Origin of the sequence: Microbacterium azadirachtae (genome assembly GCF_000956545.1) — a bacterium.
GTDB lineage: Bacteria > Actinomycetota > Actinomycetes > Actinomycetales > Microbacteriaceae > Microbacterium > Microbacterium azadirachtae.
In genome coordinates this window covers 193,072-213,375 of the sequence record NZ_JYIT01000086.1, presented here as the reverse complement: position 1 = coordinate 213,375, position 20,304 = coordinate 193,072, and the positions used below count along the sequence as shown (strand labels likewise).

18 protein-coding genes are annotated in these 20,304 nt (G+C 68.5%); 13 read left to right on the top strand and 5 right to left on the bottom strand.

The genetic code is table 11. From position 1 onward, the window contains the following. Nucleotides 1–7 precede the first annotated feature (7 nt). Nucleotides 8–580: a GNAT family N-acetyltransferase gene (locus RL72_RS18520; RefSeq protein WP_045252350.1), complete on the top strand. Its 573-nt coding sequence runs from the start codon at nt 8–10 to the stop codon at nt 578–580. Here the strand turns inward: RL72_RS18520 and RL72_RS18515 are convergent. Next, entirely contained in the window at nt 577–1,083 is a 507-nt protein-coding gene (locus tag RL72_RS18515) for an NUDIX hydrolase (protein ID WP_045252349.1), read from the bottom strand. The two genes, RL72_RS18520 and RL72_RS18515, sit on opposite strands and share 4 nt — an antisense overlap. Nucleotides 1,084–1,205: 122 nt before the next feature. On the opposite strand from RL72_RS18515, the gene RL72_RS18510 reads away from it, so the two are divergent. From RL72_RS18510 to RL72_RS18480, 7 genes are all read left to right on the top strand, one after another. Beyond that, nucleotides 1,206–1,808 (top strand): RNA polymerase sigma factor, encoded by a 603-nt coding sequence (locus tag RL72_RS18510; RefSeq protein ID WP_082072503.1) that lies wholly within the window; start codon nt 1,206–1,208, stop codon nt 1,806–1,808. Continuing rightward, nucleotides 1,783–2,871 (top strand): hypothetical protein, encoded by a 1,089-nt coding sequence (locus RL72_RS18505; protein ID WP_045252348.1) that lies wholly within the window; start codon nt 1,783–1,785, stop codon nt 2,869–2,871. Before RL72_RS18510 ends, RL72_RS18505 begins: the two co-directional genes overlap by 26 nt. A gap of 83 nt (nt 2,872–2,954) precedes the next feature. After that, a complete protein-coding gene (dnaE, locus tag RL72_RS18500; RefSeq protein ID WP_045252347.1) occupies nt 2,955–6,473 on the top strand; it encodes a DNA polymerase III subunit alpha in 3,519 nt (1,172 codons plus the stop codon). Between the two features lie 136 nt (nt 6,474–6,609). Further along, nucleotides 6,610–8,010, top strand: a complete 1,401-nt coding sequence (locus RL72_RS18495; RefSeq protein ID WP_052674500.1) for a hypothetical protein — start codon at nt 6,610–6,612, stop codon at nt 8,008–8,010. A gap of 6 nt (nt 8,011–8,016) precedes the next feature. Then, the gene (gene hisD / locus RL72_RS18490) at nt 8,017–9,339 is read left to right on the top strand and encodes a histidinol dehydrogenase (protein ID WP_045252346.1); all 1,323 of its coding nucleotides are present in this window, start codon (nt 8,017–8,019) and stop codon (nt 9,337–9,339) included. Nucleotides 9,340–9,349: 10 nt separating this feature from the next. Beyond that, nucleotides 9,350–9,823: a transcriptional regulator NrdR gene (nrdR, locus tag RL72_RS18485; protein ID WP_045252345.1), complete on the top strand. Its 474-nt coding sequence runs from the start codon at nt 9,350–9,352 to the stop codon at nt 9,821–9,823. Between the two features lie 63 nt (nt 9,824–9,886). Beyond that, nucleotides 9,887–10,909, top strand: coding sequence for a quinone-dependent dihydroorotate dehydrogenase (locus tag RL72_RS18480; protein ID WP_045252344.1), 1,023 nt, complete (start codon nt 9,887–9,889; stop codon nt 10,907–10,909). Between the two features lie 72 nt (nt 10,910–10,981). Here the strand turns inward: RL72_RS18480 and RL72_RS18475 are convergent, their stop codons facing one another. Then, nucleotides 10,982–11,545, bottom strand: a complete 564-nt coding sequence (locus tag RL72_RS18475) for a DUF3043 domain-containing protein (RefSeq protein ID WP_045252343.1) — start codon at nt 11,543–11,545, stop codon at nt 10,982–10,984. Nucleotides 11,546–11,599: 54 nt separating this feature from the next. Between RL72_RS18475 and RL72_RS18470 the strand changes: the two genes are divergently transcribed. From RL72_RS18470 to RL72_RS18450, 5 genes are all read left to right on the top strand, one after another. After that, nucleotides 11,600–13,015 carry a dipeptidase gene (locus RL72_RS18470; protein WP_045252342.1) on the top strand — a complete coding sequence of 472 codons (1,416 nt, stop codon included), beginning with the start codon at nt 11,600–11,602 and terminating at the stop codon, nt 13,013–13,015. A 114-nt stretch (nt 13,016–13,129) separates the two neighbouring features. After that, on the top strand, nt 13,130–13,492 hold the full coding sequence (erpA, locus tag RL72_RS18465) for an iron-sulfur cluster insertion protein ErpA (protein WP_045252341.1): 363 nt from the start codon (nt 13,130–13,132) through the stop codon (nt 13,490–13,492). 122 nt (nt 13,493–13,614) lie between these two features. Then, a complete protein-coding gene (gene ctaC / locus RL72_RS18460; protein ID WP_045252340.1) occupies nt 13,615–14,514 on the top strand; it encodes an aa3-type cytochrome oxidase subunit II in 900 nt (299 codons plus the stop codon). A 5-nt stretch (nt 14,515–14,519) separates the two neighbouring features. Further along, complete coding sequence (gene ctaD, locus RL72_RS18455) at nt 14,520–16,247, top strand: aa3-type cytochrome oxidase subunit I (protein WP_045252339.1); 1,728 nt, start codon at nt 14,520–14,522, stop codon at nt 16,245–16,247. 3 nt (nt 16,248–16,250) lie between these two features. Continuing rightward, a complete protein-coding gene (locus RL72_RS18450) occupies nt 16,251–16,685 on the top strand; it encodes a cytochrome c oxidase subunit 4 (RefSeq protein ID WP_045252338.1) in 435 nt (144 codons plus the stop codon). A gap of 188 nt (nt 16,686–16,873) precedes the next feature. Here the strand turns inward: RL72_RS18450 and RL72_RS18445 are convergent, their stop codons facing one another. The 3 genes from RL72_RS18445 to qcrA all read right to left on the bottom strand — a co-directional run bounded on the left by RL72_RS18445 (nt 16,874) and on the right by qcrA (nt 20,271). Beyond that, nucleotides 16,874–17,290, bottom strand: a complete 417-nt coding sequence (locus tag RL72_RS18445) for a rhodanese-like domain-containing protein (RefSeq protein WP_045252337.1) — start codon at nt 17,288–17,290, stop codon at nt 16,874–16,876. A gap of 99 nt (nt 17,291–17,389) precedes the next feature. After that, the gene (gene qcrB, locus RL72_RS18440; RefSeq protein ID WP_045252336.1) at nt 17,390–19,201 is read right to left on the bottom strand and encodes a cytochrome bc1 complex cytochrome b subunit; all 1,812 of its coding nucleotides are present in this window, start codon (nt 19,199–19,201) and stop codon (nt 17,390–17,392) included. After that, nucleotides 19,198–20,271, bottom strand: a complete 1,074-nt coding sequence (gene qcrA / locus RL72_RS18435) for a cytochrome bc1 complex Rieske iron-sulfur subunit (RefSeq protein ID WP_045252335.1) — start codon at nt 20,269–20,271, stop codon at nt 19,198–19,200. Before qcrA ends, qcrB begins: the two co-directional genes overlap by 4 nt. Between the last annotated feature and the right edge of the window lie 33 nt (nt 20,272–20,304).

The following is a 20,304-nucleotide window of genomic DNA, read 5'->3' as shown; positions in this document are numbered from 1 at the left end:
TGAGCCCATGAGCATCGAGGTGCGGCCGGCGAACGTCTTCCAGGACGTCGCGACGCTGGTGGGGCCGAAGAACCCGACATCGCAGTCCTGCTTCTGCCTGAGCTACCGGATCCCGAGCAAGGAGAGCCTGTCTCTGCGCGGCGAGGCCCGGGCGGAGCGTGTGCGCGGGCTCTGTGCCGAGGATCCGCCTCCCGGCGTGATCGCCTATCTGGACGACGAGCCGGTCGGCTGGGCCGCGGTGCATCCGCGGCGGGACACCGCTTTTGCGGCCAATCGGCTGATCCCGCACGTCGATGAGCTCGACGTGTGGTCATTGTGGTGCCTGCGTGTCCGGCCGGGGTATCGCAAGCAGGGCATCACCCACACCCTCATCGAAGGCGCGGTCTCCTTCGCACGCGCGTACGGCGCTCCCGCCGTCGAGGCGTATCCCGTCGACAACCAGGGCGCGAAGGTCGACCTCACGATGGCGTACGTGGGCACCCGCGCACTGTTCGAGTCCGCCGGATTCACCAAGGCAGCCGACACCGAATCGGTGATCAACAAGTTCCCCCGTGTGCTGATGCGGCTGGATCTCCGTTAGTCGCGTGCGGCGGGCGCGTCCAACCGGGGCGGCCTTCCTCCCCGGAAGTGCGCGGGGTCGTCCTCCGCCACCGCCAGGGCGATCTTGCGCACGTGCGCGTCGTCGATGTCGCCCATCGCGGCGAGGTCGTAGAAGCCGACCTCGGTCAGCTCTCCGTCGGCGGGATGCGGCTCGCCCGCGATCCAGGAGCAGCGGAACACCAGATCCAGGTAGTCGACTTCGTCGCCGTTCGCGTAAGTGACCCGGGGGAGCTGCTGCACGAGTGCGAGGCGCTCGACCTTCACGGTCACGCCTGCCTCCTCGAGGCACTCCCGCACGGCGGTGTCGGCGGGCTCCTCGCCCGGTTCGACGATGCCGGAGATCGGCTGCCAGGCGCCGTTGTCGGCGCGCTTGCCGAGCAGCACCTTCTCGTCGCGGAACACGATCGCCGTCACTCCGACGAGATTCAGCGGGGAGTGGCCGACGTGCTCGCGGAGTGCGACGACGAAGTCGGGAGTGGTCATGGATCCAGGCTAGCCTCGTCCATCGCGCGGCATCCTGCGAGTCCCGGAGAATACGAACAGCGTCCGGAGAAAGCCCGTGCACGATTTTCGAACCGTCATCAACCGTTCAGGCAATACATAGTGTGAGCACAGACAGCGAGATCATTCAGCGTTCGCTCGGGAACCCCCGAGCCTTCGCCGAATTGTTCGACCGGCACGCCGGGATGCTGGGCGGCTACGCCGCCCGGCGGCTCGGTGCGGACGCCGGGCAGGACATCCTGAGCGAGACGTTCCTGGTGGCGTTCGCGCGGCGCACCTCCTTCGACACCGCGTGGGATTCGGCCCTTCCGTGGTTGTACGGAATCGCCTCCCGGCTGGTCAGGAAACACCGTGCGACGGAGGCGAAGCACCTGCGCTCGAGGGCGGAGTTCGCCCGCCGAGAGGAACTCATCTCCCACGGCGACCTCGACTCGACGATCTCCCGGCTCGATGCCGAGCTCTCGACGAGAGAGCTCGCGCCTCGCATCGCTGCGCTGTCCGGCAAGGAGCGCGAGACGCTGCTTCTCTATGCCTGGGGCGACCTGACCTACGAGGAAGTAGCGGAGGCGCTCGGCGTGCCCGTGGGAACGGTGCGGTCGAGGATGAATCGCATTCGCACGAAGCTGCACCCCGCCGGTGCGATCGCTTCGGTGCGGAACACCAGCAGGAAAGGGGAAGTCGATGGACGTTTTCGAGCGCGTGCGTGAGGTGAACACAGGGGCGGAGCTGACGTCGGCACAGATCTCCGCGGCGCGTTCGCGGCTCCTGGCCGGGATCGACGACCAGCATGCCGCAGTTCGGACGCACGTGTCTCGGCGCCCGATGCTTCTTATCGCCGGAGGCCTCGTCGGAGTCGCCGCGATCACGACGGCGGTTCTGGTCGTCACCCACGGCACGGCGTCCGGGCCGCGGGTCGACGCGGTGCCTGCTCCGACCGCGAGCGCCGCGACGACCCCGGCACCGACCGCCGGCCCCACCTCCTCTCAGAGCAGCGGAGCGGGCGCTGTCGGAGCGGAGCCCTTCCCGGGTACCACCCCGCACGCGGGGCAGTACCTCAAGCTCTCCACCACGGCTCAGGTGCTCCTCTATCACGGCCCCGAAGGCACGGCGTATCAGTGGTCCTTTCGAGACCCCACGATCCCCCTTCCGTCCTCCGCGGTCGTCGTCCAGGACAGCAGTGCGCTCTATGTCCCCGCGGATCGCGCATCCGACTGGGTCCAGTCGACCGGCCGCAGCGCGCAGCGGGTCGGCTCCTTTCCGGATCCGCAGTCGGCGGCGGACTCGGCGGCGTGGGACACACTGATCCCGGCGAGAGACGACATGCTCTCCCGCGCGCCGGGAGGGGTGTTCGAGGGGCAGTCGGCTCCGATCGACTTCACCGACTACCCGACGGATCCTGGCGCTCTGCTGGAGCGGATCCGCCAGGAGCACGCGGATGCGGGCCCCGACCAGGATGAACGCACGGTGAGCTGGATCATCCGGGTGCTGAGATCGAACCTCGCGCCGGCGACGCTGCGCGATGGTCTCCTCCAGGCGCTGGAGCTCACAGGGCGGAGCACGGTCACCTCGATCCAGGGAACCTCGACGACGTATGCGGTGGACTTCACCGCCACCGGAGTCCGCCGGGAGACGATCACGATCGATGCCAGAACCGGGTGGGCCGCCGAATACACGGTCACGTCCCCTCGGACGGACGGTGGCCTGGTCCCCGCGGAAGTGCCGGATGTGCGTTTCATCCTGAGCCAGGAGATCGTCGACTCGGCGCCGTAGCCGAGGATCGCAGGCTCCGTCGTCGAACCGACGACGACGGAGCCCGCGCGGCTCGCGTCAGAGGTCGAACGTAGACTCGAAGCATGGCATCAGACTCCTTCGTCCACCTGCACGTGCACAGCGAGTACTCGATGCTGGACGGGGCCGCGCGCATCCAGCCGCTCGTGCAGGAGGCGGTCGCGCAGGGCATGCCTGCCGTCGCCGTGACCGACCACGGCAACACGTTCGCTGCCTTCGAGTTCTACAAGGCGGCGCAGGCCGCGGGCGTCAAGCCGATCATCGGGATCGAGGCGTATGTGACGCCCGGCACGCACCGCAGCGACAAGTCCCGGGTGCAGTGGGGAACGCCGGAGCAGCGCAGCGACGACGTCTCCGGGTCCGGTGCGTACACCCACATGACGCTGCTCTCCGAGACGACGGAGGGCATGCACAACCTGTTCCGGCTCTCGTCGATCTCGAGCCTCGAGGGCTACTACTTCAAGCCCCGCATGGACCGGGAGATCCTGCAGAAGTACTCGAAGGGCCTCATCGCCACGACGGGCTGCCCGTCCGGCGAGATCCAGACGCGGCTGCGCCTGGGCCAGTACGACGCGGCACGGGCGGCGGCCGCCGAGTTCCAGGACATCTTCGGCAAGGAGAACTACTTCGCCGAGATCATGGACCACGGCCTCGAGATCGAGCGGCGCGTCACCGGCGACCTGCTCCGCATCGCGAAGGATCTGGGGATCCCGCTGGTCGGCACCAACGACCTGCACTACACGCACCAGCACGACGCGAAGAGCCACGAGGCGCTGCTGTGCGTGCAGTCGGGATCGACCCTGGCCGACCCGAACCGGTTCAAGTTCGACGGCGACGGCTACTACGTGAAGTCGGCTGCCGAGATGCGCCAGATCTTCCGCGACAACCCGGAGGCGTGCGACAACACGCTGCTCATCGCCGAGCGGTGCGACGTGTCGTTCAACACGAGCGCGAACTTCATGCCGCGCTTCCCGGTCCCCGACGGGGAGACCGAGGAGAGCTGGTTCATCAAGGAGGTCGAGAAGGGCCTGCACATCCGCTATCCGGGGGGCATCCCGGACGCGGTGCGCAAGCAGGCCAACTACGAGGTCGAGGTCATCAGCTCGATGGGCTTCCCCGGCTACTTCCTGGTGGTCGCCGACTTCATCAACTGGGCCAAGGACAACGGCGTGCGCGTCGGACCGGGCCGTGGTTCCGGTGCCGGATCCATGGCCGCCTACGCGATGCGGATCACCGACCTCGACCCGCTCGAGCACGGCCTCATCTTCGAGCGCTTCCTCAACCCCGACCGCGTCTCGATGCCCGACTTCGACGTCGACTTCGACGACCGCCGTCGTGGCGAGGTGATCCAGTACGTCACCGAGAAGTACGGCGACGAGCGCGTCGCGCAGATCGTCACCTACGGCACGATCAAGGCGAAGCAGGCCCTGAAGGACGCCGGCCGCGTGCTCGGCTTCCCCTTCAGCATGGGGGAGAAGCTGACCAAGGCGATGCCGCCGGCGGTCATGGGCAAGGACATGCCGCTGGACGGGATGTTCAATCCCGAGCACCCCCGGTACAAGGAGGCCAGCGAGTTCCGCGTCGTGATCGAGACGGATCCCGAGGCGAAGACGGTGTTCGACACGGCCCTGGGCCTGGAGAACCTGAAGCGCCAGTGGGGCGTGCACGCGGCCGGCGTCATCATGTCGTCGCACCCTCTGATCGACATCATCCCGATCATGAAGCGCGAGCAGGACGGGCAGATCGTCACCCAGTTCGACTACCCGTCGTGCGAGTCCCTGGGCCTGATCAAGATGGACTTCCTGGGGCTGCGCAACCTCACGATCATCTCGGACGCCCTCGCGAACATCCGGATGAACCGCGGGGAGGAGCTCGTCCTCGAGGATCTCGCGCTCGACGACCGCCCCTCCTACGACCTGCTCACCCGCGGTGACTCGCTCGGCGTGTTCCAGCTCGACGGCGGGCCGATGCGCGCGCTCATGCGGCTCATGAAGCCGGACAACTTCGGTGACATCTCGGCCCTCATCGCGCTGTACCGGCCGGGCCCGATGGGCGCCAACTCGCACACCAACTACGCGCTCCGCAAGAACGGGCTCCAGGAGATCACGCCGATCCACCCGGAGTTCGCGGAATCGCTGAAGGACATCCTGGAGGAGAGCTACGGCCTCATCATCTACCAGGAGCAGGTGATGGCGATCGCCCAGCGCGTGGCCGGGTTCTCGCTCGGTCAGGCAGACATCCTCCGCCGCGCGATGGGCAAGAAGAAGAAGTCCGAGCTGGACAAGCAGTTCGAGGGCTTCCAGGCGGGCATGCACGCCAACGGCTACTCCGACGGCGCGGTGAACGCCCTGTGGGAGATCCTGCTGCCGTTCTCCGACTACGCCTTCAACAAAGCCCACTCGGCTGCCTACGGCGTGATCTCCTACTGGACCGCGTACCTGAAGGCGCATTACCCCGCCGAGTACATGGCGGCGCTGCTGACCAGCGTCGGCGACTCCAAGGACAAGATGGCGCTGTACCTCAACGAATGCCGCCGCATGGGAATCAAGGTGCTGCCGCCGGATGTGCGCGAGTCGATCAACTTCTTCGCGGCCGTCGGCGAGGACATCCGCTTCGGGCTCGGAGCCGTCCGCAACGTCGGATCCAACGTCGTCGACGGCATCGTGAAGGCGCGCCAGGAGGAGAACTTCACCTCGTTCCACGACTTCCTCAAGAAGGTCCCGCTGCACGTCGCGAACAAGCGCACGGTGGAGTCGCTGATCAAGGCCGGCGCCTTCGACTCCATGGGCGACACCCGCCGTGCGCTCGTCGAGATCCATGAGGACGCTGTCGAGGCCTCGGTCGACCAGAAGCGCAACGAGGCCCAGGGCGCCATCGGCTTCGACTTCGACAGCCTGTACGACGAGGTCGAGGAGGTCGCTCCGCCCAAGGTGCCGAACCGGCCGGAGTGGACCAAGAAGGACAAGCTCGCGTTCGAGCGCGACATGCTGGGCCTGTACGTGTCCGACCATCCGCTGGCGGGGCTCGAGGTGCCGCTCGCCAAGCACGCGTCCATCGCGATCAACGCGCTGCTCGAGTCGGAGGATCTGCAGGACGGCGACCAGGTGACGGTGGCGGGACTCGTGACCAGCGTGCAGCACCGCGTCGCGAAGGCCAGCGGCAACCCGTACGGCATGATCACGGTGGAGGACTTCCATGGCGAGATCACGATCATGTTCATGGGCAAGACGTACCTCGAGTTCCAGAGCATGCTGCAGCAGGACGCGATCCTCGCCGTGCGAGGCCGCGTCTCGCGCCGTGACGACGGGATGAACCTGCACGCCCAGTCCGCGTTCACGCCGGATGTCGGCGCGTTCGACGCCGCCGGTCCGCTGTCGCTGATCGTCCCGGAGCAGCGCGCCACGGAGCGCGTGATCGAAGACCTCGCCGAGGTGCTCCGGCGCCATGCCGGCGACACCGAGGTCATGCTCAAGATGCATCGCGGCGGGCGCGCGAAGGTGTTCGAAGTGCCGCTTCCCGTCACCGTCACCGCGGACCTCTTCGGCGATCTGAAGTCGCTGCTCGGCCCGCAGTGCCTGGGCTGAGCCGCGACTCACGCAGCCACGCAGCCGGACATCCCGTCGTGCGACTCCGCTCAGGAGGCGTCCAAACCTGCCCGGTAGTATCTGGTCGCGTTCGACGGCCGACCCCCAGACGGCCGCACGACGAAAGGAAGCACTGATGACCAGCGACGCCCCCTTCGCTGAGACGACGCAGGACGACGACACCTCGACGCCGGCTCCCGAGTCCCTCACCGGCGACGCGCTCCCGGGGGACGCTCTGCCCGCCGCAGCGCCTCAGCAGGGCTACTTCGGATTCACCCTGCGCGAGCTGATCATCGTCGGGCTGTGGCTCCTCGCGTTCGTGCTGTCCTTCGTCCCGGCCGCGGGGAGCGTGCTGGACGGCTCGGCCACCGTGTGGACGATGAACGGCGCCTGGCTGCTCGCCATCGGCGTGCCCACGGCCGCCGTGTTCCTGATCGTGCTGCGCCGCCTGTCGCCCGAAGGGATCCGCCGCGTCGGCTCCCTCGGCATCGACCAGTTCGCGTCGGTCGCCTTCTCGGTCGCCCTCGTCAACGGGGGTGTGCTGCTGTGGCAGCAGCTCGACCTCGTCGCGGCCCAGCGACGCAGCGCGCTCACCACGTGGCCGCTGTGGCTGGAGCTCCTCTTCCTGCTCGGGCTGGTCGTGGTCACGGTGTTCGCGACGCTCATCCCCGGGATCCGCGAGGACTTCGAAGGACGTACCGACACCCTGGCGCACCGCAGCGCGAACCCCGTACGCCCGGTGTTCACCCGCCCGCGCCCGGTGCGCGCGCGGGGGAGCGTCTCTGATCCGCAGAACGAGGACGACGTGGATCCGGGTCTCCTGCACGAGAACGAGGTCGGAGCGAACGCGCATCTGTCCGCAGGCACGACGGGCGCCGCGATCGCGGGTGCGGCCGGCTACGTGCCGGAGCATCACCGCGAGTCGTTCCTCGCCTCGGCGGAAAGCACCGAAGGCGTCGCGCTCGCCGATGCGGCCGAGGCGCCGCGCGCCGCCGAAGCGCCGCCCGCCGCCGAGGCGCTGACCGAGGCCATCCCGTACGCCGGTGCGCCGACGATCGTCGACAGCGGGGCCGGGCCGGCGGTGCCGTCCTCCTCGGAGGACGAGCCCGCCACGCGTGCCGACGCGCGCCGCGGTGCGACGGCCTCGGAATCGGCGCCGATCGTCGACTTCGCGGAGCCCTCGCCGGCGGACGACGCCCTGGCGGAGGCGGAGCCTGCGCCGCGCGACCTGTCGGACACCATGACCGAGGTGCTCGGCGACCTTCTCGAGCCCGCTCCGGCCGACGACGTGGCCACGCACGCGGTCGACGTGGTCGCGGAGGACGGCGCCGCGGCGCCGTCCGGACAGTCCCAGCCCTTCTGGGCGCTGGCGCCCGACACCCGCGCGGTCCATGACGCGCGAGGCGAGGAGATTTTCACGATCGGGCCCGATGCGTGGATCCTTGTACTCGAGGACCGCGGCGGAGCCTTCGTCGTGCGGCACGACGACGGCCGCGTCGGCTACCTGCACGACACCGACAACATGACCCGAGGCTGAGGACGCATGCAGACGATCGACCTGAGGGGACGCTCCCTCTCCACCGCCGAGATGCTCGCGGCGGTGCCGCGCGCCACGGCCGCCCGCGCCGAAGCGCTGGCGACCGCGACAGAGATCGTGGAGGACGTGCGCGTCCGCGGCGAGGAGTCCCTGCGCGAGCAGGCGGAGCGGTTCGACCGGGTCACGGGGCACGCCATCCGCGTTCCGCGAGAGCACCTCCAGGAGGCTCTCGCCGCCGTGGCGCCGGAGGTGCGTGCCGCGCTGGAGGCCGCGATCGAGCGGGTCCGCCGCGGATCCGCCGCTCAGGTGCCGGAGGATCGGGAGACGCAGATCGGTCCCGGCGCCCGCATCGTCCAGCGCTGGCAGCCGGTCGGCCGGGTCGGCGTCTACATCCCTGGCGGCAAAGCCCCCCTCGCGTCGAGCGTCGTGATGAACGTGGTCCCGGCGCAGGTCGCCGGGGTCGGCAGCATCGCGCTCGCCTCTCCGCCGCAGCAGAGCGAGGGCGGGCGGATCCACCCGACGATCCTCGCCGCGGCCGCTCTGCTGGGAATCGACGAGGTCTATGCCATCGGCGGTGCCGGGGCGATCGGCGCCTTCGCCCACGGGGTCAGCGCGGTCGGGCTCGACCCGGTCGACGTGATCTCCGGCCCCGGGAACAACTTCGTCGCCTCCGCGAAGCGCGCCGTCGCCGGCGTCGTCGGCACCGACTCCGAGGCCGGCGCCACCGAGATCCTCATCGTCGCCGACGACCAGGCCGATCCACGCCTCATCGCGGCCGATCTGATCAGCCAGGCGGAGCACGACGAGCAGGCCTCCGCCGTTTTCGTCACGGATGCCCCGGCGCTCGCCGAGCGCGTCGCTCACGAGGTCGAGCAGCAGGCCGGCCGCACCCGGCACGCCGAGCGCGTGCGGGCGGCCCTGAGCGGTCCGCAGTCCGCGATCGTGCTGGTGGATGACCGTGCCGCGGCGGTCGCGTTCAGCAACGCCTACGCGCCCGAGCACCTCGAGCTGCACCTCGTCGACGCGGCGCAGGCGGCGGCCTCCTTCACGAGCGCGGGCGCCGTCTTCGTGGGCGACCAGACCCCGGTCAGCCTCGGCGACTACATGGCGGGCAGCAACCACGTGCTGCCGACCGGCGGCCAGGCGCGCTACGCGTCCGGGCTCGGGGCGTACACGTTCCTCCGTCCGCAGCAGGTCGTGGCGTACGACCACGCAGCGCTCACCGAAGCGCGCGCCGGTGTGGCGGCGCTGGCCTCCGCAGAGCTGCTGCCGGCGCACGGCGAAGCGGTCGAGGCACGGTTCGCGCCGGTGCCGGTCACCGAGGCGTAGGCTTTCACGAATGCACTGCCCGTTCTGCCGTCACCCGGACTCCCGCGTCATCGACTCCCGCACGAGCGACGACGGTCTGTCGATCCGGAGGCGCCGCCAGTGCCCGGAGTGCGGGGGGCGGTTCACGACCACCGAGACCGCGAGCCTGAACGTGATCAAGCGCAGCGGCGTGATGGAGCCGTTCAGCCGCGAGAAGGTGATCTCCGGCGTGCGCAAGGCGTGCCAGGGGCGGCCCGTGACGGAGGCCGATCTGGCGATCCTCGCGCAGCGTGTCGAGGAGGCGGTGCGGCAGACGGGGGTGTCCCAGCTCGACACGAACGAGATCGGGCTGGCCATCCTGGGGCCGCTGCGCGACCTCGACGAGGTCGCCTACCTGCGGTTCGCGAGCGTGTACCAGGCGTTCGACTCGCTGGAGGACTTCGAGGCGTCGATCGCCGAGCTCCGCGCCGATCACCACGCCGCCGCGGAGCAGACCGCGCTCTGAGGCGGGAGCGGGCGCCTCGGCGGCGGTCGGGATCCACGGCCGCGGACCGGTAGCCTGGCAGGGATGTATGCGCTGCTCTTCCGCCTCGTCCTCGCGCGCTTCGACCCGGAGTTCGCACACCACGCCGGCATGGCTGTGGTGCGCATCCTCGGCGTGCCTCCGTTCTCCTGGATCGCGCGGTCGCTGACGCGCCCATTGCCGGACGACGAGGTCCGGACGCTGGGGCTGACGTTCCCCACACCGTTCGGCATCGCCGCCGGCTTCGACAAGAACGCGGTCGGCGTGCGCGGGCTCTCGGCCCTCGGGTTCGGGCACGTCGAGGTGGGCACCATCACCGCGATCCCGCAGCCGGGCAACCCGAAGCCGCGCCTGTTCCGCCTCATCGCGGATCGCGCGGTCGTCAACCGGATGGGCTTCAACAACGCGGGGGCCGAAGCCGCGGAGAAGCGGCTCTGGAAGCTGCGCCGTCGCCGTCCCTCCGCCGTGATCGGCGTGAACATCGGCAAGAGCCGAGTGGTGGCGGTGGAGGACGCCACCGCCGACTACGTCGCCTCGGCGGTGCGTCTGGCACCGCTCGCCGACTACCTCGCCATCAACGTGTCCTCGCCCAACACACCCGGGCTGCGCGGACTGCAGGCGGTCGAGACGCTGGCGCCGCTGTTGCGCGCGGTGAAGGCCGCCGCGGGCGCGACCCCGCTGCTGGTCAAGATCGCACCGGATCTGCCCGATGACGAGGTCACCGCGATCGCAGAGCTCGCCGTCGCCGAGGGGCTGGACGGACTGATCGCGACGAACACGACGATCTCCCGCGAGGGCCTGGTGACGGATCCCGCGAAGGTCGCCGCCGCGGGGGAGGGCGGGCTCTCTGGTGCGCCGCTCAAGGAGCGTTCCCTCGCCGTGCTGCGCCTGGTGCGCGCCGCGGTGCCGGCGGAGTTCTGCGTGATCTCCGTGGGTGGTGTCGAGACGGGCGCCGAGGTGCGCGAGCGTCTGGAGGCCGGCGCCACGCTCGTGCAGGGCTACACGGCGTTCCTCTACCGCGGGCCGTTCTGGGCCCGGCAGATCCGCGCCGGCCTGCGCGCACGCTGACCGGCGGACGAAGAGAAGATCCCGGGCGCATCACGCGCACCGGGATCTTCGTCGTTCTGAGCGGGGGCCGGATCAGTCCGGGTACTGGCCGCGCTTGACCTGCGGCTTCGGCAGGCGCATGAAGCGCATCTGCAGGGAGCGCATCGCCGCGTACCAGGCCAGGCCGCGCTCGCGCTTGTCCTTGCCGAACTTGTCGGCGATCCGGCGGTTCACGCGGATCCCGAGGAAGACCATGTCGATGATCGCGATCGCGATGAAGCCCCACAGACCGACGAACGCCCAGTACGCCACGAGCGTGTTCGGAATCAGCGACACGATGATCACGACGACCATGAGCGCCATGATCCATTCGCTGACGTGCCAGCCGGCGTCGACGTAGTCGCGCACCCAGCGGCGCTGCGGACCGCGGTCCCGGACCGGCAGGTACTTCTCCTCGCCGTTGGCCATCCCGATGCGCTGACGCTCCTGGCGCTGGCGCAGCTCGGCGCGCGCCTGCGCCTTGGCCTCCTTCGTGTCCGGCACCAGCGGACGGCGCCGGGCGGCCTCCTGCTCCGCGCGCGTGGGCGTGCGGCGACCCTTGCCGCTCGTCGCCTCGTCGGCGGAGTCGTCGGGGGCGGGGGTGGGAGTGCTGGGCACGAAGGCTCCTGGATGTCGAGAGAGGAGAAACGGGTGTTCCCTAAGATTACCTGCATGACTTCTCCCTCCTCCTCGGTCACCGCACCCGGTGACGTCGAAGCCGCCGTCGCCGCCGCCGTCTCCACCGGGATCCCCGCCGCGCTGAGCGACCTCGGAGACCTCGTGCGCATCCCCGGCATCGCCTGGCCGGCGTTCGACCAGACGCAGCTGGTGCGCAGCGCGGCCGCGGTCGCGGAGCTCGCCGAGGGCACGGGCGTGTTCGACAGCGTGCGCGTGCTGCGCTCGGCGATCCCCGGCACCGACGAGGTCGGTCAGCCGGCCGTGCTCGCCCGCCGGGCCGCGCGCAACGGCAAGCCGACGATCCTGCTCTACGCGCACCACGACGTCCAGCCCCCGGGGGCGGACGAGCTGTGGGAGACCCCGCCGTTCGAGCCCACGGTGCGCGACGGCCGGCTGTACGGTCGCGGCGCGGCCGACGACAAGGCCGGCATCATGGCGCACATCGCGTCGATCCGCGCGGTCGCGGAATCGCTCGGCGACGGCCTCGATCTCGGGATCGCGATGTTCATCGAGGGGGAGGAGGAGTACGGCTCCCGGTCGTTCGCCCAGTTCCTCACCGACAACGAGGACGCCCTCCGCGCCGACGCGATCGTCGTGGCCGACTCGGGCAACTGGGACTCTTCCACGCCCGGCCTCACGGTCTCGCTGCGCGGCGCGGTGCGCTTCACGCTCACCGTGCGCACTCTCGGTCACGCCTCGCACTCAGGCATGTTCGGGGGAGCGGTGCCCGACGCGATGCTCGCCACGATCCGCCTGCTCGACACGCTCTGGGACGAGAACGGATCCGTCGCCGTCGAGGGGCTCACGGTGCGCGACGCCGAGACCCCCGAGTACAGCGAGGAGACGCTGCGCGATGAGGCCGGGCTGCTCCCCGGCGTCTCGCCCATCGGTGACGGGACGATCCTCAGCCGCATCTGGAACAAGCCGTCGGTCACGGTCATCGGCATCGACGCCACCTCGGTGGCCGCCGCGTCCAACACGCTCGCCCCCGAGACCACCGTGGTGCTGAGCTGCCGCATCGCGCCCGGCCAGAGCGCAGACGAGGCGTATGCGGCGCTCGAGGCGCACCTGCGGGCGCACGCCCCCTTCGGCGCCCAGCTGTCCTTCTCAGACCTCGATCTCGGCAACCCCTTCCTCGTCGACACGTCGGGCTGGGCTGTGGGGCTGACGCGCGGGGCGATGGCCGACGGCTACGGCAAGGACCCGGTCGATCTCGGCGTCGGCGGATCCATCCCGTTCATCGCCGACCTCGTCGAGCGGTTCCCGGGCGCGGAGATCCTGGTGACCGGCGTCGAGGACCCGCACGCGCGCGCACACAGCCCGAACGAGTCGCTGCACCTGCAGACCTTCCGCAACGCGGTCGCGACCGAGGCGCTGCTGCTGGCGCGGATGAACGAGATCACCCTCTGACACGCCCGGCATCGAGACGCGGTCGTGACGGCCGCGCTCGATGCCACCCCCGTGCGCGGCGGTAGACTCGAGGGACGGAAACCGTGCCGCTGCACGGCCGATCCAAGGAGCGACATGAGCGACATCACCCTCACCCCCGAGACCACCACCGCGCACGGTGTGAAGCTCACCGACGCCGCTGCGGCGAAGGTGAAGAGCCTGCTGGAGCAGGAAGGCCGCGACGACCTCCGCCTGCGCGTCGCCGTGCAGCCCGGCGGCTGCTCCGGCCTGATCTACCAGCTCTACTTCGACGAGCGCTATCTCGAAGGCGACGAGACCGTCGATTTCGACGGCGTCGAGGTGATCGTCGACAACATGAGCGTGCCGTATCTGGACGGTGCCTCGATCGACTTCAAGGACACGATCTCGGAGCAGGGGTTCACCATCGACAACCCCAACGCGCAGGGCTCCTGCGCCTGCGGCGACAGCTTCCACTGACCCGCGGAATTCCCCTCTCCCACCCCTGCGCCATCCACGCCGAACCTGCGTGGATGGCGTGAATCGGGTGTGAGCTTGCCCTAGACTGGGGTAGCCCACGTCCGTGATCTGAAAGGTGCATCGTGCCCTCGAAACGCCGCCTTCGTTGGGCCGCACTCCCCTTGGGAGTCGCGGCAGCCGTGGCCCTCGCGGGATGCTCTCCCACAGAGCTCCACGGATTCCTTCCGGGCTTCGTCGCCGATGGCACACCCGCCACCAACCAGACCGATCGCGTCGCCGCGCTCTGGGTCAACTCGTGGATCGTTCTCCTCGTCGTCGGCCTCATCACCTGGGGTCTGATGGGCTGGGCCGCGATCGCGTACCGCCGTCGCAAGGGCCAGACCGGCCTGCCGGTGCAGCTGCGCTACAACATGCCGATCGAGATCTTCTACACGATCGTGCCGCTGATCCTCATCTTCGGGATGTTCGCGTTCACGGCTCGTGACCAGACGATCATCGAGACCCAGTACGAGAAGCCCGATGTGTCGATCACCGCGATCGGCAAGCAGTGGGCCTGGGACTTCCAGTACGACGGCACGGAGAAGGACAACTCCGACGCGGTCTGGACCATGGGCGTCCAGGCGCAGCCGGACAAGGCCGGCAACATCGACCAGGCGGCTCTTCCGACGCTGTACCTGCCGGTGAACAAGAAGGTGCACATCACGCTGCAGTCGCGCGACGTGATCCACTCCTTCTGGATCATCGACTTCCTGTACAAGAAGGACATGTACATCGGGAAGGACAACTCGTGGTCCTTCACCCCGACGCGTGAGGGCACCTACCAGGGCAAGTGCGCCGAGCTCTGCGGCGAGTACCACTCGATGATGCTCTTCAACGTGAAGGTCGTCAGCGACGCCGAGTACCAGGCCTACCTGACCAAGCTCAAGGACGAGGGGAACACGGGCGACATCACCGACGCCTACGACCGCCTCACCAACTTCCCCGGCACCGGGAAGCCCACGACCGACTCGGAAGCGAAGTAAGCAGAATGACGAGCACTCTTCCCGACACGTCTGAGGTCGGCGCGCGTCCGACGACGATCCCGCCGCGTCAGGCGGCCCTGCTCAGCTCGACCCGCGTCGAGCAGAAGGGCAACATCGTCGTCAAGTGGATCACCTCCACGGACCACAAGACCATCGGGTACATGTACCTGATCGCCTCGGTGCTGTTCTTCCTCCTCGGCGGCGTGATGGCGCTCATCATCCGCGCCGAGCTGTTCTCGCCGGGCATGCAGATCATCCCGACCAAGGAGCAGTACAACCAGCTGTTCACGATGCACGGCACGATCATGCTGCTCATGTTCGCGACGCCGCTGTTCGCGGGCTTCGCGAACGCGATCCTGCCGCTGCAGATCGGTGCTCCCGATGTGGCCTTCCCGCGTCTGAACGCCTTCGCGTTCTGGCTGTTCCTGTTCGGCTCGACCATCGCGGTCGCCGGATTCCTCACTCCGCAGGGCGCGGCGTCGTTCGGCTGGTTCGCGTATCAGCCCCTCGCCAGCGCCTCGTTCACGCCGGGTGCGGGTGGAAACCTGTGGATGCTCGGCCTCGGCATGTCCGGTTTCGGCACGATCCTCGGCGCGGTGAACTTCATCACCACGATCATCACGATGCGCGCCCCGGGCATGACGATGTGGCGCATGCCGATCTTCTCGTGGAACACGCTGATCACGAGCCTGCTCATCCTGATGGCGTTCCCGGTGCTCGCCGCGGCGATGCTGGCTGCGGCCGCCGACCGCGTCCTCGGCGCGCACATCTACGACCCGGCCAACGGCGGCGTCCTGCTCTGGCAGCACCTGTTCTGGTTCTTCGGCCACCCCGAGGTCTACATCATCGCGCTGCCGTTCTTCGGCATCGTCTCCGAGATCTTCCCGGTGTTCAGCCGCAAGCCGATCTTCGGGTACAAGACCCTCGTCTACGCGACGATCGCCATCGCGGCCCTGTCGGTCGCGGTGTGGGCGCACCACATGTACGTCACCGGCGGTGTGCTGCTGCCGTTCTTCGCTCTGATGACGATGCTCATCGCCGTCCCGACCGGTGTGAAGATCTTCAACTGGATCGGCACGCTGTGGCGAGGATCCGTGACGTTCGAGACGCCGATGGTGTTCTCGCTCGGCTTCCTGGTGTCGTTCGTCTTCGGTGGTCTGACCGGTGTGATCCTGGCCTCCCCGCCGCTGGACTTCTTCCTCTCGGACTCCTACTTCGTCGTGGCCCACTTCCACTACGTGGTGTTCGGAACCGTCGTGTTCGCGATGTTCGCCGGCTTCTACTTCTGGTGGCCGAAGTGGACGGGTCGCATGCTCAACGAGCGCCTCGGCTACGTGCACTTCTGGATGCTGTTCATCGGCTTCCACATGACGTTCCTCATCCAGCACTGGCTGGGCGTCGACGGCATGCCTCGTCGTTACGCGGACTACTCCGCGTACGACAACTGGACGTGGGAGAACCAGGTCTCGACGATCGGCGCGATCATCCTGGGCGCTTCGATGCTGCCGTTCTTCCTGAACGTCTGGCTCACCGCGCGCAAGGCGCCGAAGGTCACCGTGAACGACCCGTGGGGATACGGCGCGTCGCTCGAGTGGGCGACGTCGTGCCCGCCGCCGCGGCACAACTTCACGTCGATCCCGCGCATCCGCAGCGAGCGTCCCGCATTCGACCTCAACCACCCGGAGGCCGCAGAGCACCCGGTTGCCGCGGCCGCCGACGGAAAGGGCCACTGACCCATGCGCGACAACATCGTCCTGTGGTGGATCCTCACCGCCTTCTTCGCCCTCATGGGCGTGACGTACACGGTCTGGAACCTCATCGCGCACGCCGGTGAGCCGCCTGTGAAGGCGATCGAATGGGTCGGCACCGTCGCCCTGTTCTTCGCCGCGTTCATGGGCGCGATGGTGGCGTTCTACCTCGACCGCACCCACAAGGCTCAGGGCGGCACGCTGCCCGAGGACATCCTCACGAGCGACATCGACGACGGCGACCCGGAGCTGGGCGAGTTCAGCCCCTGGTCCTGGTGGCCGATCGTGCTGGCCGGCGCCGCCGCTGTCGGCATGATCGCCCTCGCTGTCGGTGTCTTCCTCTTCCCCGTCGCCCTTGCGATCTTCGTCGTGGCGATCGTCGGCTGGGTGTACGAGTACTACCGCGGTCACTTCGCTCGCTGAGCGAAGGTCGTCGAGAGGCCCTGGAGCATCGCTCCAGGGCCTCTTTCGTGCATGGGCGACTGCGGCGAGAGAACGCGCCCCCGTCCCTTGCGCATCGCGCGCGGGACGGATGCCCGACGTCCGTGAGCGATCAGGCGGGAGTCCGGTCAAAGAAAGAGCCACCGCGCCGCTGCGGGGCGCGGACCTCGTCAGGCGCGGGTTCGGATGCGGGCGATGCCGGTGAGGGCGTCCACGGGGCGGCGATGGACGCCGTCGGCGTCCTCGACGGGGTAGCCCTCGCGCACCCAGTACTCGAATCCGCCGATCATCACCTTCACCTCGTAGCCGAGCTGTGCGAAGGCCAGCGCCCCCTTGTCGGCCGCGTTGCAGCCGGGGCTCCAGCAGTACACGACCACGGGGGTGTCCAGAGGGATCTCCTGAGGAGCGCGTGCGGGGATCTCGCTGTAGTGCATGTGGATGGCGTCCATGACGCGTCCCTGTGCCCAAGCCTCGTCGCTGCGCACGTCGACGACGGCGATCCGTTCGCCGGCTTTGCGGGCTGCGTGCAGATCGCTCGCATCGGTCTCGTGGGCGAGCTTCGCGGCGAAATAGTCGGCGGAGGTCATGAGGTCAGCGTATCCGCTGCGAGGGGTGGGAATCGCGTATGAGACGGCAACGACGAAGGCCCCGTCAAACGACGGGGCCTTCGAGCGTGCGGGGGAGGGTTACTCGCCCTGTTCCTTCTTGGGGAGCGACTCCGGCGCGAGCGCGGAGCTCGGCGTGTTCGGCGTCTCGCTGACGTGCGAGGTGTCGGCCGGAGCGATCTGGTCCTCGCTCACACCCGCGCGGACGTGGGAGGCGACGATCTCCTCGTGCGCGCCCTCGTTCACGTCGTGCAGCGTGTGACGCTGGTGGGCGTCCGCTGCCGCGATCTCCGCCTGCGTGAGCGGGGAGAGACGGTCCTCGAAGAACCACCGCGAGATCGAGGAGCGCAGGTTCTGCGTCCACGGGATGCGGCCCTTGGCGTTGGGGCGGACAACGAGCGGCTCGTACACCTCGGTGTCGACGAGCTTCCAGCGGTCGTACACGTCGACGGGCTTGTGCACCTCGATGTACTCGCCGCCGGGGAGGCGGACGATGCGACCCGACTCGTAGCCGTGCAGGACGATCTCACGATCCTTCTTCTGCAGAGCGATGCAGATGCGCTTCGTGACGAAGTAGCTGAGCACCGGACCGACGAAGAGCAGGGCCTGGAGCGTGTGGATGACACCCTCCATCGTGAGCGAGAAGTGCGTCGCGATCAGGTCGGACGACGCCGCCGCCCACAGGGTCGCGTAGAAGACCACGCCGGCGACGCCGATCGCGGTGCGCGTCGCCGAGGTGCGGGGACGCTGCGCGATGTGGTGCTCGCGCTTGTCACCGGTGATCCACGCCTCGATGAAGGGGTAGACGGCGACGAGCACGATGAACAGACCCAGCACCAGTACCGGGATGATGATGCCGAACGACCAGGTGTGGTCGAGGAACACCACGTCGAGGTTCGACGGAGCCAGACGCAGGGCGCCGTCGGCGAAGCCGATGTACCAGTCCGGTTGGGTGCCCGCCGAGACGGGGGAGGGGTCGTACGGTCCGTAGTTCCAGATCGGGTTGATCTGGAAGAGCGAGGCGATCAGGACGATGACGCCGAAGGTGATGAACAGGAATCCGCCCATCTTCGACATGTAGATCGGCATCATCGGGTAGCCGACGACGTTCTCCTCGGTGCGGCCGGGGCCGGCGAACTGCGTGTGCTTGTTGATGACCATGAGCATCAGGTGCAGCACGACCAGGCCGATGACCAGCAGCGGGAGGATCAGGATGTGCAGCGTGTACAGGCGCCCGACGATCTGGTCGCCCGGGAACTCGCCGCCGAAGAGCATGAACGAGGTCCACGTGCCGATCAGCGGGAGGCCCTTGATCATGCCGTCGATGATGCGCAGACCGTTGCCCGAGAGAAGGTCGTCGGGGAGCGAGTAGCCGGTGAAGCCCTCGGCCATGGCGAGGACGAAGAGCACGAAGCCGATCACCCAGTTGAGCTCACGCGGCTTGCGGAACGCACCCGTGAAGAAGACGCGAAGCATGTGCACACCGATGCCGGCTACGAACGTCAGGGCCGCCCAGTGGTGGATCTGACGGACCAGCAGGCCGCCGCGGATGTCGAACGAGATGCGCAGGGTCGAGTCCAGCGCGGCCGACATCTCGACACCCCGCATCGGGGGGTAGGCGCCGGAGTAGTGCGTCGGCACCATCGAGGCCTGGAAGAAGAACGTCAGGAACGTGCCGGAGAGCAGCACGACGACGAAGCTCCAGAGCGCGATCTCGCCGAGCATGAACGACCAGTGATCCGGGAAGATCTTGCGGCCGAGCTCCTTGACGAAGCCCGAGAGGCTCGTCCGCTCATCGATGTAGTTCGAGAGGCCGCCGACGAATCGGCCGCCCAGAGGCGCCTCCGAGGGCTTCTCCGAGGACTTCGGCTCGGTAACAGTTGCGGTGCTCAATGACGCTCCCAGAAGCTCGGACCGACGGGTTCGTGGAAATCGCTCTGCGCGACGAGGTAGCCCTCGTCGTCGACCGTGATCGGCAGCTGCGGCAACGGACGCGCCGCCGGGCCGAAGATGACCTTGGCGTGCTCCGTGACGTCGAACTGCGACTGGTGGCACGGGCAGAGCAGGTGGTGGGTCTGCTGCTCGTAGAGCGCGACGGGGCAGCCGACGTGGGTGCAGACCTTGGAGTACGCGACGATGCCGTTGTACGACCAGCTCTTGCGCTCCTCGGACTCGATGAGCTGCTCGGGGAGCAGACGCATGAGCAGCACGATGGCCTTGGCCTTCTCCTCGAGGTAGCCGTCCTCGTGGGCCACCTTGCCGAGGGGCTCGGGGATCACGTGCACGGCCGAGCCGATCGTGATGTCCGCCGCGCGGATGGGGGTGCCGTCGGGGTCGTGCGCGAGGCGCATGCCCTTCTCCCACATCGTGTGCTGCAGGAGCTTCACCGGCTGGCCCGCGATCGGGTTCTCCGGAGTGTCCTGGGGGGCGAGACCGCGGAACAGGGCGAGGCCGGGAACGACCGACGCCACGACGGCCGCGATGAGCGAGTTGCGGATCATCACGCGACGTCCGAAGCCGGACTCCTCGTTCGCGTCGGCGAACGCCTGGATCGCGGCCGCACGCGTCGAATCGCGACCGCGCGTGGGGTGGCGGTACTCGACGTGCTCGTGGTCGGCCATGATCGCCTTCGACCAGTGGATCGCGCCGATGCCGAGGGCGAGCAGCGCGAGGGCGATGCCGAGACCGATGAACAGGTTGTTGTAGCGCACATCGATGAGCGAGCCGCTCTCGATCGGGAACAGCATGTAGGCGGCGACCGCCCAGATGCTGCCCGCGAGCGACAGGTAGAAGAGCGTGTAGACCGTGCGGACGGCGGCCTTCATCGCCTTCGGGTCCTGGTCGGTGACGCGAGCGCGGTGCGGGGGCAGCCCGGGGTTCAGCGCGGGGTCGCTGACGTCGACGCTCAGCCCAGCCGGAGCCTGATAGGTCCGGTCAAGAGCGTGCGGGTCGTCGTGTGCCATGGTTCTCCTCGTACGTTCTTCGATAAGCCGGCG